We start from the raw sequence: 14,815 nt of genomic DNA on the forward strand, positions 1-14,815 counted from the left end.
GGAGGAGATTCGGGCCGCCATCGGCGCGGGCCCCGGCTCGCTGGGTCCGGTCGGGCTGCCGCTGCGACTGATCGTCGATCACAGCGTCGCGCTGATGAGCGACTTCGGTGCGGGCGCTAACGTCGACGATCAACATCTCTTCGGCATCAACTGGGAGCGCGACCTGCCGCTGCCGGAAGTCGCGGATCTGCGCAATGTGGTCGAAGGCGATCCGTCGCCGGATGGCAACGGCACGCTGTCGATCACCAGGGGCATCGAGGTCGGCCACGTGTTCCAGCTCGGCCAGAAGTATTCGCGGGCCATGAACGCCACCGTGCTCGATGACACCGGTCAACCGGCGACCGTGTGGATGGGCTGCTACGGTATCGGCATCACCCGCGTGGTGGCGGCAGCCATCGAACAGAACCACGACGCCGGCGGCATCATCTGGCCCGATGCCATCGCCCCCTTCCAGTTGGCGATCGTGCCGATGAACGCGCACAAGTCGGATCGGGTTCGCGAAACGGCCGACAGGCTCTACCAGGAGTTGACCGATGCCGGCATCGATGTGCTGCTGGACGATCGCGATCTTCGCCCCGGCGTGAAGTTCGCCGATCAGGAGTTGATGGGCATCCCTCATCGCCTGGTGGTCGGCGATCGCGGACTCGACAACGGCGAGCTGGAATACAAGGGTCGTCGCGACAGCGAGGTCACCATGGTGGCGGTGGACGAGCTCCGACACTTCCTCGACGCCAGGTTCGCCTGATCACGCGCCAGCTCGTGACAAGGTCTCTTCTCGCGCTGGCGGCAACGACCTGGCTCGTCGCCGCCAGCGCGAATGCCGGGAAGCAGACTGCAAGCGAGATCGACGAGCCGCCCTCCCAGGCGCTGCTCGATGCCCTGTCGCGGGTCATGGCGGAGCCCGACGGGTTCGAGGACGCCTTCGACGCCCAGGTATGGCTACTGGACATGCAGTCGCGGCTGGCCAGGCGGCAGCCCAAGGCCTACCCCTCTCGCCGCCAGCGGCTGACCCTGCTCGAGCGAATCCACGCCGAAGCCCGGCGTGCCGGCCTGCCGCCAGAGCTGGTCCTGGCGTTGATCGATGTGGAGAGCCGTTTCCAGCCCACGGCGGTCTCGCCGGCCGGAGCGCTGGGATTGATGCAGGTGATGCCGTTCTGGAAAGCCGAGCTCGGCCGCCCCCAGGACGACCTTCACGATACCGACACCAACCTTCGCTACGGCTGCACCATTCTCGCGCACTATCTCGAGCGCGAACGGGGGGACTGGACCCGCGCGCTGGCGCGCTACAACGGCAGCCTGGGCCGCACGATCTACCCGGAGCAGGTGATGCAGGCCTGGTTCACCCGGTGGTGGGTCGATCGCTGACTCCAGCTCCGACGACAGCTAGCGTTTGCGATCCTCGACCTCGGTATGTGACGTCCCCGGTGGGAGCGGATGGCCCTTGGCCAGTTCGGCCCGCGTCGCCTCGCGCACCTCCAGCACCTCGATGTCGTAGGTCAGCGTCTCCCCCGCCAGCGGATGATTGGCATCTACGGTGACCCGCGTGTCGTCGGCCGCCACGACCGTGACCGTGCGCGGGCCGTCCGGGCCCTGAGCCTGAAACCGCTGGCCCGCCTGGAGTCGCTGATCCTGCGGGAAAGCCGAGCGCGCGCTGACGCTGACCAGCGCTTCGTCGCGCTGGCCATAGGTGTCGCCAGGCGCCAGCGTGACACGCAGCCGCTCGCCGGCCCGCCGGGCGGCCAGCGCGCTCTCCAGCGCCGGGAACAGGTTGCCGTGGCCGTGAAGATATTCGAGTGGTCGTTGACGCGCCCGGGAATCGTCCAGGGTGCGACCGCGCTCGTCCGCGAGGACATAGTGAAGGGTCGCAACGTGGGACGGCTCGATGGCGAGCTGGCTCATGATGGCTCCAGAATGAGGGTGGTATTCGTGGCGATGAACTGGCGGCAGTCGGATCGGTGGCTCAGGAGGGATGCTTGCGCAACGCCTCCACGGAGACTTCCAGACGCTGGGTCTGCTGTAGCAGGTTGAGCAGCACGATGGCCCGCTCCTCGCCCTTCTGCGCCTCGAAAACCGCCTGAAGCGCACGAAAAGGCCCGTCGGTGATCTCGACGATATCGCCCTGGCGATAGTAGACGTTGGCGCGGTCACGGCTGCTGTCGGCACTGACGCGGTCGCGTAGCGTATCGACCAGCGCATCCTGCACGAACACCGGCTCGTTGCCGAAACTGACCAGCCGCAATACGCCACGGGTGGAACGGATCGGCCGCCAGTTGCTGGCCATTCGATCGAGACGAATGAACAGATAGTGCGGGAACAGCGGCTCGGCCACCCAGGCCAGCTTGCCACGCCGGCGCTTCTGGACCTCGAGCACCGGGTGGAACACCTCGTAGCCCTGGTTGTCGAGATGTTCGCTGGCACGAAAGGACTCGCCGCCCTTGCATTGGATCACGTACCAGCGGGGTAGCGACTCGCCGTCCTGCGTCGACTCACTGGTCATCGGTATATCCTTCCTGATCACAGCCACTAAAGAGACAATCCATGTCGTCACGCCCGCTGCCGGGGCAATATCACACGCTATCGCGGGATCGCCGACACGGCATTCGGGCCAGACGCGACAGGCCATCTAGCGTACCATTTTCGATCCGACTCGTCCGCCCGCGGCGGGTCGATCCGGTTTCTTGGAAACACTGAATAAATCGGCGAGCAGGATGAAGCGCAACGCAGCGATTCACCTGCGCAGACATTTAGGCAGCGTTTCCTTTGGAGGTTGCATGCAACACGAGCCACGTGACTGGCTGACATCCTTGCGCGTCTATCTGCGGGCTCCGGTCGTGACCTTGCTGTTTTTGGGGTTTTCCGCCGGCCTACCCTACCTGCTGGTGTTCTCGACGCTCACCGCCTGGCTCGAGGACAGCGGCGTCGAAGTGGCCGCCATCGGTTTCTTCAGTTGGGTGGGGCTGCTCTACTCGATCAAGCTGTTCTGGGCGCCGATCGTCGACCGCGTCAGGCTACCGCTGGTCGGGCGCTGGCTGGGCCAGCGCCGCAGCTGGATGCTGCTGGGCCAGGCCCTGATCGGCGGCGGCCTGCTCGGTCTCTCCGGGCTGGACCCCGCCGGCCACCTGCCGCTGGTGGCGGCCTTCGCCCTGCTCACCGCCTTCGGCGCCGCGACCCAGGACATCGTCATCGACGCCTATCGTATCGAGTCCGGCGAAGCGGCCATCCAGGCAGCCATGGCATCGACCTACATCATCGGCTATCGCATCGGTATCGTGATGGCCGGCGCGGGCGCGCTCTACATCGCCGACGCCGCTTCCTGGGCGGTCGCCTACCTGAGCATGGCCGCGCTGGTGTCGGTGGGCGTGATAACCGTGCTGGTGCGGCCGGAGCCGCCACGCCCCCAGAGTCTCTCGGTGGTGCTGTTTCATCCGCGGGTGAAGCGCTTCCTGCGCCAGCGGCGACAGCGGCCCGGTTGGCAGCGTCAGGCCGGTGCCTGGCTGATCGCCGCGGTGGTCTGCCCGATCAGCGACTTCTTCCAGCGCTACGGCCGGCTGGCGCTGTGGCTGCTGGTCTTCATCGGCATCTACCGGATCAGCGACATCTCGATGGCGGCGATGGCCAACCCGCTCTACCTGAGCCTGGGCTTCACCAAGAGCGACATCGCCAGCGTCACCAAGGTCTTCGGCGTGCTGATGACCATCGGCGGTGGCGTGCTGGGCGGCCTGCTGGTGGTTCGCTACGGGCTGGGCCGAATGCTGGTCGTGGGCGCGCTCGCCGTGGCGCTGACCAATCTGCTGTTCGCCTTGCTCGCCACCGGCGGCGACAGCCTGCCGCTGCTGGTCGTCGCCATTACCGGGGACAATCTGGCCAACGGACTCGCCAGCACGGTCTTCATCGCCTTCCTGTCGAGCCTGACCTCGCGCACCTACACCGCGACCCAGTACGCGCTGTTCTCGTCGTTGATGACGCTACCCGGCAAGTTCATCGGCGGCTTCTCCGGCCTGGTGGTGGCCGATCTCGGCTACGCCAGCTTCTTCGGCATCGTCTGCCTGCTGGGCCTGCCTGCGGTAGCACTGGCCTGGTGGCTCAGTCGACGTTTGCCGACACTCGATGGCGCGGAGGCCGATACCGGCGGCGCAACGACCGGGCACCCGGCCGCGGCGTTTCAGGGAAGTCCGGAGTTTCAGGAGAGCCCGGGGATTCAGGAGAGGGCAGCGCGCCCGTCGATGCGTGCCGACGGGCGCCAGGGCGAGGAGTCGGGCCGCTGAGCAGCCCGCCGAAACCTTCAGCCGAGGGACGTTCTCTGCCGGGCGAGCCACTCCAGCGCGCCATCGGAGGCCACCCACTGGTCGCGCATCAGCTGGCGGTACTGCCACGCCTCCGCCCGCGTCCCCGGCTCCGGCATGTCCTCGCCGAGCCGCGCCGGACGGGGCCTGTCCTCGCACAGGATCGTGAGGATGTAGGGATTGGAGGCGTAGACCTCCCGCAGCACGGCAAGCGCATCGTCGTGCCGGGTCAGGCGATAGAGCGCCAGCACCCTGCCCATCTGCACCCCCAGCATCTCGGCGCCTTCCGGGCCCTGCTCGCTCACCGCCAGCGCCTGCTCGTCACGCCCCTCGCGCAGCAGCTGATCGATCACCAGCTCGCGCAGGCCGAGGCTGTCCTCCTCGTCCAGTGCCAGCAGCCGCTGGGCCAGTCGCCGCGCCTCCTGGCCCGCGCCCCGCTCCATGCCGATGACCAGCGCCAGCCCGGTCCGCAGTAGCGTGGCATTGTCCGCGTCGTGCCAGGAGAACGTCCCACCGGCGTCCTCGAGCTGGCTCAGCCAGAAGCCGTAGCGTTCGGCCAATGGCGTGAAGAAGGTATCGACCATCCACGGCAGGCTACCGAAGCGGCTGGCCAGCGCCAGCGTCAACGCCTGCATCACGCGAGGTGCGTCGAGCCACTCCGGATTCGAGCACAGCGCCTGCAGCCACTGCGGTGCCGTCACCCAGGGGTCGCCCAGGAATCCGAGCGCGGCATCCTCGTCGATCTCGACCTCGCAGGCCTCGGCCCAGCCCCGGTAGAGCGACGCCTCGCGGGCGCTGGGCTCGTACAGCAGCGCGCCGTCATCGGCGTGACTCAGCTCGAGGCGTGGCGGCCGCTGCTGGGTGTGCAGCAACGCCTGCAGCGCCGTCAGTGGACCGGACAACGCCTCTTCGGAGTGAATCACCTGCTCCGCCAGCGCCGCCTGGGGATCGTCGGCCAGCTCGGCGATGAATTCGAGCTGATCCGGATCCAGATGGTGCTGGCGCGACAGTCGCCGCCACCAGAATGCCGCCCGCTGCCGCGCCTTGCCGACGTTGCCCTCGTGAAGCAGCACCATCGCTTCGATATAGGCCAGGGACGGCGAGTCCGGCAGCGTTCGCTGCGCGCTCTGGAACGCTTCCCGCGCGCTGGCGAGATCGCCGCTGTCCAGGTGCATCAGGCAGAGACGCTCCAGCGCCGCGCCACGGAGAAAGTCGGGGCCCTCCGCCATCACCCGCTCGAGCAGGGCGCCGCGCTTGCGATGAAAGCCGCGCTCCTGGTAAAGATCGACCAGTATCTCGAACGCCGGCTCGATCTGCTCCTCCAGCGCCTCCCAGTCCCGGTTGCCGGCGAACAGCGACTCCAGGATCTGCTGCGCCCGGCCGTTGTTGCCGCTCTCCGCCGACACGATGCCCGCCTCCAGCAGCGCCTGCGCCGGCGCCTTGCGACTCTCCAGGGCCGCCTTCAGCGTTTCGCCCCGCCATTCGCGTAGCGACAGCATCCACATCAGATGCCCGGGTATCACGCTCGGCATCTCGACGCGGGCGCAACAGTCACGATAGAGCCGGCCGGAGTCGCACCAGCACGGCTCGTCGCGCTTGGGCTCGGCCAGGGGTTCGGTATCGAAGTCGCGACGCTTGAGCGGGGTCTGGTTCCAGATCAAAGGGGCCAGCGCCTGAGCCAGGTCGAGGCTGCCGCCGCAGTGTTCGACCCCCTCACTGCGGGCCCATGCCATCATCGTCGGGTAGTGTTCATTGGCGCGAATCGCCTCGAGGGCGCCGCTGGCAAAACCCAGCAGCTGTTCGACCCAAGCTGTCAGCATGGCATTCCTCCATTTGCTGGCTCCATCCTAGCACGCCGGGCAACAGCGCTGGCGAGTGCCGCCATGGGGTGATAATTTAGCCGCCGCCCCCGTCGTCGCTGCCAAAAGAGGAGCGCCCGTGCTCTTGCCGATCCCGTTTCGTCGCCCTTCGCAGTCGACGGCCAGCGATGCGCCTCAGGTTCGACTGGAACGCGAGGGTCGCGATGAAATCCGGCGGATCACCGCGGCGGTCGAGAAAGTGCCGTGGACCGTCAGCCTGCTCCAGATCCTCTGGACCGCCGGGCCGGTGACGCTGCTGGGTGCCTGGGGTGGCTACCTGCTGGGATACGGCAAGGCACCGACGCTCGAGAACTACATCTTCTTCATCTCGTTCACGGTCATCACCGGCGCGGCGGGTATCATCGCCAATCTGCTGCATCACCTCACCGGCGGACGGCGGCTGGAGCGCACCTCGAGTCGCATCGAGCGGGTCATCAAGACGCTGCCGGAGCTCCTGCTGGCAACCCGCAACCTGATCGTCGAAAGCCTCGAGGGCGATGCCCGACGCCGTGAAGCGGCGGCCATGCTGCTGCGCAAGCAGGACCTGTCCCCCGAGGGCGTCGAACTGGCGGCGCTCGAGCTGCTGGACGACCGCGACAGCGCCCGCCTGATCGGCCAGATCGACGTCTATCGCCGGGTCGGGCTTCACGCCCGCGTCAGCGACCTGGTCGAGATCTACCGTGACGAGATCGAACCCCGCTTCACCGAACTCTACGACCTGGCACCGGCGGCGATCACGCTGCTGAGGGAGCGCTTCGAAGGCCACGCGCCGGACCCACGCTACGGCGTCCCCCGGGATGAGCACTTCATCGAGCGCGTCATGGCCGCGATCGAGAACGACAATGACCTGCTGATGACACTGCAGGACGTCGAGGAGATGGTGATCCTGGCATTCGAACTGATCAGCGGCCGCGAGATACCGGTGCTGTCGTTCGAATACCGCGGCCGCTGGAAGCTGGCGCGGGCGTTCGACGGCCTCGAGGAGGCGCGCGCCCGGCACCGTATCGCCCAGGCCACCGGTCTCTCCCGTCTGAAGGCCCTGAACACCTATCTCATCGAGCATTCGGTGACCCCGCTCGCCGAGAGCGTCGCCGGGCAGCGCGCCGACGCGCTGCTGACCCACAGTGTTGCCGCCATCGACGATCTGAGCGAGAAGATCCAGTCGCTGGCCCACGCCATTCACACCGGGCGCAGCGACGATCGCCAGACCCTGCGTCATCAGGCGGAAGTGCTGACCAACGCGATCAAGCTCTACAAGAGCGTCTCCAATGCCTACAGCGAGGTCGGCCGCAGCCACGCGCATCGGCTGCGGATGGCCGAGCGCTGGGAAGCGGTCAGCGCCGATCTCTCCGACAACTCCACGCGGCTGCGCTTGGGCCCGGGTCGTCGGGGCCTGCGCATCCGCGAGAGCAAGATCGCCCTGGACGACGAGGCCAAGGCGGTGGTCTGCAAACAGCTCGGCCGCTATCTCGAGAAGGCCAACATCGGCACCCTGCGGGAACGGCTGCGGCAAGCCGAGCGCGACACTCAGCTCAGCGTGGGCGTCGAGAGCGCCAAGCGCGTCGCGGTAGAGATATTCCTGGCCCTGGAGCCTCACGTGCACCTGTCGCGGCCGGCCGTACAGCGCGCCATCAACAGCACCAACGCGGCGGACTTCGGGCAGCTCGAACCCAACCTCTCGGTGGCGGCGAAAGCGGCGATGGGATCCGCCATGGTCCGCGAGATCGAGACCGACCTGTCGCGCACGGCGGAGTCGCTGGCGCTGGCCCTGGTCAGGCATTATCGCGTCGCCCTGGAGCCGGAGGCGATGGCGTTCCTGCAGCGCCAGTACGGCGCCCGGGAGGCCACGCTGCAGATGCTGACCAACGTCAATCTGGAGCGCGGCGAGACGCCCAATGTCAGCTATCTCAGCATGGCGCCGCCGGCCGTGGGGACGCCCCATCGGCACTGGTATCGTGCCCTGGTTCGCGCGCGCCGCCATCTCGAGAAGTGATTCGCCACCGGACGGCATCCTAGGGTCCGCGGCTTTCCCCGCGGCGTCACGCCGCGGCAGAATCCAGCAACCACACCCCCCATCACCGGAGCGCGCCATGCGTTTGATCGTCGCCGAAAAACCGAGTCTCGCCCGCGCCATCGCGGATGCTCTGCCGGTCAAGGCGACGCGTCGCGAGGGCTATCTCGAGGCCGGCGATACCGTGGTGAGCTGGTGTCTCGGCCATCTGCTGGAGCAGGCCCCGCCCGAGCGCTACGACCCCAGGTACAAGCAGTGGCGACTCGACGACCTGCCGATCATTCCCGAGCGCTGGCAGCTGGTGCCCAGAAGCCAGGCACGAAGCCAGCTGGCCGTCCTGCGCAAGCTGGTCAAGGGTGCCGACAGCGTGGTGCATGCCGGCGACCCCGACCGCGAGGGGCAACTGCTGGTCCAGGAGGTCTTGAATCATCTGGGCTGGCGCCGGCCGACACAGCGTCTGCTGGTGCAGGACCTCAACCGCCCGGCGGTGGCTAAAGCACTCGCCAGCCTCGAGGACAATCAGCGCTACCAGCCGCTCTACGCCGCCGCCGAGGCTCGCTCCCGCGCCGACTGGCTCTACGGCATCAACCTGACCCGGGCCTGGACGCTGATCGGGCGCCAGGCCGGGTTCGACGGATTGCTGTCGGTGGGTCGCGTGCAGACGCCGGTACTCGGGCTGGTGGTGCGCCGAGACCGCGATATCGCCGCCTTCGAACCCAAGCCGTTCTACGTGTTGTGGGCCGACCTGCAGGTCGCCAATGGCGCCCTGCGCGCCTGGTGGCAACCCGCCGAGCATCACCCGCTGGATGGCCGGTTTTTTGATGGCTCGTGTTTCGATGAACAGGGCCGCCTGCTCGATCCGCGTCCGGCCGAGGCGCTGTCGCAGCGCCTCGCAGGCGCCCAGGGCCATCTCGCCGAACTCGACCAGAAGCGCAAGCGCCAGGCCGCCCCGCTGCCCTATTCGCTGTCGTCGCTGCAGATCGATGCCGCACGCCGCCACGGCCTGTCGGCGAAGCGGGTACTCGACGTCTGCCAGACGCTCTACGAGCGCCACCAGCTGATCACCTACCCCCGCTCCGACTGCCGTTACCTGCCCGCCGCGCATCACCGGGAGGCCGCCAGGACCCTGACCGACGCCTGTCGCCTCGATGGCCAGCTGCGGGAATGGGCCGAGCAGGCCGACTTCGGCCTGCGCTCCAAGGCGTGGGACGACGCCAAGGTCGGCGCCCACCATGCGCTGGCGCCCACGGGCCGGCCGGCCGAGCTGGAGAAGCTGAGCCGCGACGAGGCCAACCTGTTCCGGTTGATCGCCCGTAACGTCCTGGCCCAGTTCTATCCGGCGCTGGAGACCTACGAGACCCGGGCCACGTTCGAAATCCTCGGCGAGCGCTTCAAGGCACAAGGGCGGGAGATTCTGGAGCCGGGCTGGAAGCCGCTGTTCACGACGCGCGACGACGTGCCAGCCCTGCCACCGCTGACGAAAGGCGAGGCGGCGAGCGTGATCGAGGCCGGCTGCGAGGCTCGCGAGACCCGGCCACCGGAACCCTTCACCGATGCCAGCCTGATCAAGGCGATGATGAACATCGCCCGCTACGTTGAGGACCCTGCGGTCAAGCGCACGCTGCGCGAATCCGACGGTCTCGGCACCGAGGCGACCCGCGCCGGCATCATCGAAACGCTGCTGACCCGGGGCTATCTGGTCCGCGACGGGAAAGCCATCAAGGCCACGCGCACCGGGCATGCGCTGATCGACTCGCTGCCGCCGGCCGCGACTCGCCCCGAGCGCACCGCCCTGTGGGAGCAACGGCTGTCGGCGATCGCCGAGAACCGGGATGCGCCCGCACCGTTCTTGACCGCACTGGTCGAGGATCTCCGCGCGCTGCTGGCCCAGGCGGACGCCGGGCGTCTCAACCAGGCGCTCGCGGCATCGGCCAAGGGTACGGCGCCGGTCGCACCGCCGCCCAAACGTGGCAGGCGGGGTACTTCGGGGCGCAAGGCCGGAGCGGGCCGCTCGCGGCGTGGCGGCAAGACGAACGGCGGCCAGTCGCAAGCCGCGGCGGACGGCGGGCAAGCACGCCCGCGACGTCCACGAAAGCGCTCTTCGTGAGCCAGCCCGAGCCGTTACTCGACGGCGTTTGCCGCCGTCGCCGATGCCCCCTTCGAATCGTCCCTGGCCTTGTCCGCCGGGAAGAAGACGCCTTTCTTGAGATCGCTCTCGATCTCCTCCAGCGAACGCCCCATCGTCTCGGGTACATAGCGGATGATGAAGACGAGCGCGATCGTAGTGATCACCGCATAGAGCCAGAAGGTACCGGAGGTGCCAAGCGCGCTGATCAGCGACAGCGTCGTCAGCGTCACCAGCAGGTTGAAGACCCAGTGGCTCAGCGCGCCCATGCTGGCGCCCTTGCCTCGTACGAACAGCGGATAGACCTCGGCGTTGATCAGCCATAGACAGACGCCGAAACTGCAGTTGAGCGCCATGTAGATCGCCAGACAGGCGACCAGGGCGTACTGGCTGAAGGCATCCTCCGGGGCGCCGCCCACGAACAGTATCCCCATGATCACCAGCGCCACCGCCGAGCCGGGCACCATCCACAGCAGGAAGCGCTTGCGCCCGATCCGATCGACCAGAAAGATCCCCAGGATGGTCGCCAGGTTGATCAACACGGCGCCACCGATGGCCGCCAGCACCGAGGCGCCGTCGCCGAAACCGGCCTGGCTGAGGATGGTCGGCGCGTAGTAGATCAGGGCATTGTTGCCGGTGATCTGGGAGAACATCGCGATCCCCACGCCGGCCACCAGCGCCGGACGGATCCAGGGCTGGAACAGATCGCGCCAGGATCCTTCGGGGCGGGCCGACACCTCCTTGATCTCGTCCATCTCCGACTGCGCCCCCTCCCGGCTGGCACGTACCCGCTCGAGGATATGCAGCGCCTCGGGTTCACGCCCCTTGCTCACCAGCCAGCGCGGGCTCTCCGGCAGGACCAGCATGCCCAGCATCAGGATCACCGCCGGGATGGTGCCCAGGCCGAACATCCAGCGCCACTGCTCGCCCAGGCCGTAGCCCACCAGGTAGGCGACGAGAATGCCGAACACCACCATGAACTGAAACATCACCACCAGCTTGCCTCGGTGCTCCGGCGGCGTGACCTCGGCGATATAGACCGGAATGATCTGCGTCGCGCTGCCGGCGGAGAGCCCGAGGATGAATCGCGCCGCGATCAGCATGCCGACGCTGGTCGAGGCCGCCGACAGGATCGAGCCGACGATGAACACCGCGCCGACCAGCACGATCGTCCAGCGACGCCCGAGCCGGTCGGAGAGCCGGCCGGTACCCACGCAGCCGACGATGGCGCCGAGGATGATCGCCCCGGTGACGAGCTGCTTGAGCGTGTCGTCCAGCGCGAACTGCTTGGACAGCCCGAGCAGGGCCACGCCGATGATGCCGGTATCGTAGCCGAACAACAGACCACCCAGGGCGGCCACGACCGAGACCATCACGACCAACCCCTTGCGCTTCGGACCGCGACCGGCGGCAGCGATTGCATTCATGCTTCTCTCCTTGAAATCGGGCGTCCTGGAGATTGAGTCGCCCAGATCGAATGATGACTACACGTCTCTGCTACGTGTCCTTGAATCGAATCCGGTTGCCGCTCCACCACAGCTGGCGATCGGCGTTGGCGGCTAGCGCCTCGATACGCTCGGCGTTGGGCGCATCGGTGGTGCGGACCCAGTCCAGCGCCTGCCGCTCGGTGCGCCCGAACTGCCGATGGCGGGCGACCAGGCGGGACTCGCGCAGCTCACGGTCGACATCGAGAAACCACACCTCGTCCAGCATCTCCCGCACCTGCGGCCACGGCGCGTCCTCGAGCAGCAGGTAGTTGCCCTCGGTGATGATCAGAGAGGTCTGTGGCGCCACCGCGATACTGGCGGCGATGGGCTCCTCGAGCTCGCGATAGAAGCCCGGCGCGTAGACCGTCTCCCCACCGAAGCCGGCGCGAAGGCGCTTGAGCAGGTCGCGATAGCCGAACGCGTCGAACGTATCCGGTGCTCCCTTTCGCCCGGCCCGGTCCAGTGCCGCCAGTTGTCGATTGGAGAGATGGAAACCGTCCATGGGGACGATCTGCGTCCGATCGCCGAGTGCAGCGAAAAGCGCCTCGGAGAGCGTACTTTTGCCAGAGCCGGGAGCACCGACCAGGCCGAGAATTCGACGTCGGGATGAATCGATTAAGCTACGGGCGGCATCGAGAATGAGCGGATCGATATCGATCGATAGCGTCCGCGTCTCCGTCGTGGTGATACGCATGGGGGATCGCAGGAAAGCCGGAAGTGGCAACAAGCGTAGCATGCTCATTTTGATGGTGAGAGTCGTCTATCGGCGACACAACCAAAGTCGTAAACTTACTAACGTCAGGGGCCGACGAAACGCCACTCGCCGAATTCACTCCGACGAGTGGCGCGAGGCGCCGGTACGGCTTCGAGTCGCGGTATCCGGCCGGGGGTCACTCGCCGGCTCGCCGACGCAAACGCGCGACCTCGTCCATCAGTTCCAGCGCCAGTGCCGCGCCGGCCAGATTGACGCCCAGGTCGCGCTGCAGGCGCTGGACGACCCTGACGCGATGCAGGCTCGCTCCATAGAAACGCCACTGTTCGCGTCGGCGACCGTGGGGGACGATGACGCCCTCGTCGACCAGCTCGATGACCCATTCGGCATGTACCGTACAGGTTCGGCACAGCTCGCCCAGCGTCAGGACCGGCGTCTCGTCGAGGTTGTCGACCGGGACCCGGGTGAGATCGTGGATGGTCATGACCTGCCCTCCGCTGTCGCTCTGGGGTTGAAGTTCGCCACCGCTTCCAGCTGGCGATAGGCCGTCTTGACGTCGTCATTCGTCGCCGGCGGCAGTACGATCTTCAAGGCGACGTAGCAGTCGCCCGGTGGCTCGCCGGGAATGCCTCGACCCTTGAGTCGCAGGCGCCGCCCGTCCTGGGAGTCCGCCGGGACTTTCAGTTCCACCGAACCCTCGGGCAGCGGTACCGCGATCGTCGCGCCCAGCGCAGCTTCCCAGGGCGCCACGGGCAGGGTCAGGGTGACATCGCGCCCCTCGACCTGATAGCGCCGGTGCGATTCGAACTCGATCTCCAGATAGAGATCGCCAGCCGGACCGCCACCCATGCCAGGCTCCCCCTGACCGGCCAGACGAATTCGCTGGCCCTGTTTCACGCCCTTCGGAATCCGGACTTTCAAGGTCCGCTGGCGGGGCCGCAACCTGCCCTGCTCATCGAGTTCGCCGCTCTGCAGCGTGAGGGTGCGCACGGCACCGCGATAGGCATCCTCGAGCGCGATCGACACCTTGGCATGATGATCCTCTCCGCGAGCACGATACCGCATGCCGCCGGGATCGCCGCTCGAGCCTGCGAAACCCTGGCCCGACCCTCGACGTTGACCGAACAGCGATTCGAAGAAATCGCTGAAGGCGGCGTGCTGCTCCTGGGAGTAGCCCTCTTGGGTATAACCGCCACCCCGAAACTCGAACCCGGCATCCCAGTCCGGCGGCGGCCGGAAATCCTCGCCGGCCCGCTGACCTTGACCCACCTGATCATAGGCGAGACGTTTTTCGGGATCCTTCAGGACTTCGTATGCCTCACCCAGCTGCTTGAAGCGCGCATCGGCATCGGCTTCCTGGCTGACATCCGGGTGATACTTTCGAGCCAGCCTGCGATAGGCGCGCTTGATCTCATCCTGGGTGGCATCCCGCTCCACGCCCAGTACCGCGTAGTAATCCTTGAACTCCATGCCGCACTCCCTGTCGAGGGGCCGCCGGCACCCGAAGTCGGGCCGGCGTGACGATCATTACCGTTATAGCAGGTATCGATCCGCCCGCCGTGGTTAGCCGGTGTTGCGGAGCCCGGCGGCGATGCCCGCCATGGTCACCATCAGGGCCCGCGACAGTTCTGGCGTGATATCGCCGCTGGCGTCCCGGTTTCGCTGCAGCAGTTCTGCCTGGAGGCCGTGCAGCGGGTCGATATAGGGGTTGCGCACCTCGATGGCCTGGCTGATCAACGGCGTGTTCTCCAGCAGTCGATGCTGGTCGAGGATTCGCAGCAGCACGGCCTCGAGATCGACCAGCCGCTGGCGCAGCGATTCGCCCAGCCGGGTCAGGGCGGGGTCGTCGACCAGGCGCTTCTCATAGTATGCCGCAATGAGCGGATCCGACTTGGCCAGCAGCATCTCGAGCATATCCAGATAGGTGCCGAAGAAGGGCCACTGTTCGCGCATCTCTCGTAGTCTGTCGAGCCCCCCGTGCTCCTCCAGCCGCGGCGCGAACGCCTCGCCGCTGCCGGGGCGGAGATCGCAGACGGCTCGACCCTGGGCGAGGACGTCCGGCGCATCAAGTCGCCGCGCGAGGTGGCGGTCATGCGCGAGGCGGGCCGGGTCGCCGACCTGGCGATGGCGGCGGCGCGCGACGCCCTCGAGCCCGGCCTGCGCGAGACCGACGTGGACGCGGCCCTTACCGCCGCCATGATGGGCAACGGCTGCGGCTATCCGGGCATCCGCTCCATGGTCGGTTCGGGGCCGCGCTCGGGCGCCCACCACGGCCCCGCCACCCATCGCCGGCTCGAGGCGGGCGACGCCCCGGGTGCCCGCGAGCTGGCCACGGCCC

13 protein-coding genes and 1 pseudogene are annotated in these 14,815 nt (G+C 67.4%); 6 read left to right on the top strand and 8 right to left on the bottom strand.

Annotation, left to right across the window (positions count from 1 at the left end):
* The coding region (locus AC3AYF_RS09710) for a His/Gly/Thr/Pro-type tRNA ligase C-terminal domain-containing protein (RefSeq protein WP_295037512.1) at positions 1-745 on the top strand (745 nt) is incomplete at its 5' end.
* A gap of 14 nt (positions 746-759) precedes the next feature.
* Positions 760-1,365 carry a lytic transglycosylase domain-containing protein gene (locus AC3AYF_RS09715; protein WP_487779679.1) on the top strand — a complete coding sequence of 202 codons (606 nt, stop codon included), beginning with the start codon at positions 760-762 and terminating at the stop codon, positions 1,363-1,365.
* A gap of 18 nt (positions 1,366-1,383) precedes the next feature.
* Here AC3AYF_RS09715 and AC3AYF_RS09720 read toward each other — a convergent pair whose 3' ends face one another.
* Positions 1,384-1,899 carry an FKBP-type peptidyl-prolyl cis-trans isomerase gene (locus AC3AYF_RS09720; RefSeq protein WP_295037509.1) on the bottom strand — a complete coding sequence of 172 codons (516 nt, stop codon included), beginning with the start codon at positions 1,897-1,899 and terminating at the stop codon, positions 1,384-1,386.
* Between the two features lie 61 nt (positions 1,900-1,960).
* On the bottom strand, positions 1,961-2,497 hold the full coding sequence (gene rfaH, locus AC3AYF_RS09725) for a transcription/translation regulatory transformer protein RfaH (RefSeq protein WP_295037508.1): 537 nt from the start codon (positions 2,495-2,497) through the stop codon (positions 1,961-1,963).
* A 274-nt stretch (positions 2,498-2,771) separates the two neighbouring features.
* On the opposite strand from rfaH, the gene AC3AYF_RS09730 reads away from it, so the two are divergent.
* A complete protein-coding gene (locus AC3AYF_RS09730; protein ID WP_295037506.1) occupies positions 2,772-4,265 on the top strand; it encodes an AmpG family muropeptide MFS transporter in 1,494 nt (497 codons plus the stop codon).
* 17 nt (positions 4,266-4,282) lie between these two features.
* Here AC3AYF_RS09730 and AC3AYF_RS09735 read toward each other — a convergent pair whose 3' ends face one another.
* Positions 4,283-6,103 (bottom strand): SEC-C domain-containing protein, encoded by a 1,821-nt coding sequence (locus AC3AYF_RS09735; RefSeq protein WP_295037505.1) that lies wholly within the window; start codon positions 6,101-6,103, stop codon positions 4,283-4,285.
* Positions 6,104-6,221: 118 nt separating this feature from the next.
* Between AC3AYF_RS09735 and AC3AYF_RS09740 the strand changes: the two genes are divergently transcribed.
* Positions 6,222-8,135: a hypothetical protein gene (locus AC3AYF_RS09740; protein ID WP_487779680.1), complete on the top strand. Its 1,914-nt coding sequence runs from the start codon at positions 6,222-6,224 to the stop codon at positions 8,133-8,135.
* 97 nt (positions 8,136-8,232) lie between these two features.
* Positions 8,233-10,260: a DNA topoisomerase III gene (locus AC3AYF_RS09745; protein ID WP_295037501.1), complete on the top strand. Its 2,028-nt coding sequence runs from the start codon at positions 8,233-8,235 to the stop codon at positions 10,258-10,260.
* Positions 10,261-10,274: 14 nt separating this feature from the next.
* Here the strand turns inward: AC3AYF_RS09745 and AC3AYF_RS09750 are convergent, their stop codons facing one another.
* From AC3AYF_RS09750 to AC3AYF_RS09770, 5 genes and pseudogenes are all read right to left on the bottom strand, one after another.
* Positions 10,275-11,705, bottom strand: a complete 1,431-nt coding sequence (locus tag AC3AYF_RS09750; protein WP_295037500.1) for a sugar porter family MFS transporter — start codon at positions 11,703-11,705, stop codon at positions 10,275-10,277.
* Positions 11,706-11,775: 70 nt separating this feature from the next.
* A complete protein-coding gene (locus AC3AYF_RS09755; protein ID WP_295037498.1) occupies positions 11,776-12,459 on the bottom strand; it encodes a nucleoside/nucleotide kinase family protein in 684 nt (227 codons plus the stop codon).
* 196 nt (positions 12,460-12,655) lie between these two features.
* The gene (locus AC3AYF_RS09760; RefSeq protein ID WP_295037496.1) at positions 12,656-12,961 is read right to left on the bottom strand and encodes a chaperone modulator CbpM; all 306 of its coding nucleotides are present in this window, start codon (positions 12,959-12,961) and stop codon (positions 12,656-12,658) included.
* Positions 12,958-13,947 carry a DnaJ C-terminal domain-containing protein gene (locus AC3AYF_RS09765; RefSeq protein WP_295037494.1) on the bottom strand — a complete coding sequence of 330 codons (990 nt, stop codon included), beginning with the start codon at positions 13,945-13,947 and terminating at the stop codon, positions 12,958-12,960. The genes AC3AYF_RS09760 and AC3AYF_RS09765 overlap by 4 nt, the downstream gene beginning before the upstream one ends.
* Before the next feature lie 93 nt (positions 13,948-14,040).
* A pseudogene (locus tag AC3AYF_RS09770) lies at positions 14,041-14,493 on the bottom strand (phosphoenolpyruvate carboxylase); the annotation flags it as partial.
* Positions 14,494-14,601: 108 nt separating this feature from the next.
* Between AC3AYF_RS09770 and AC3AYF_RS09775 the strand changes: the two are divergent.
* Positions 14,602-14,815, top strand: a 214-nt coding sequence (locus AC3AYF_RS09775) for a M24 family metallopeptidase (protein WP_487779681.1), incomplete at its 3' end; no start/stop codon positions are given.

It is taken from the genome of Salinicola sp., from assembly GCF_982684285.1.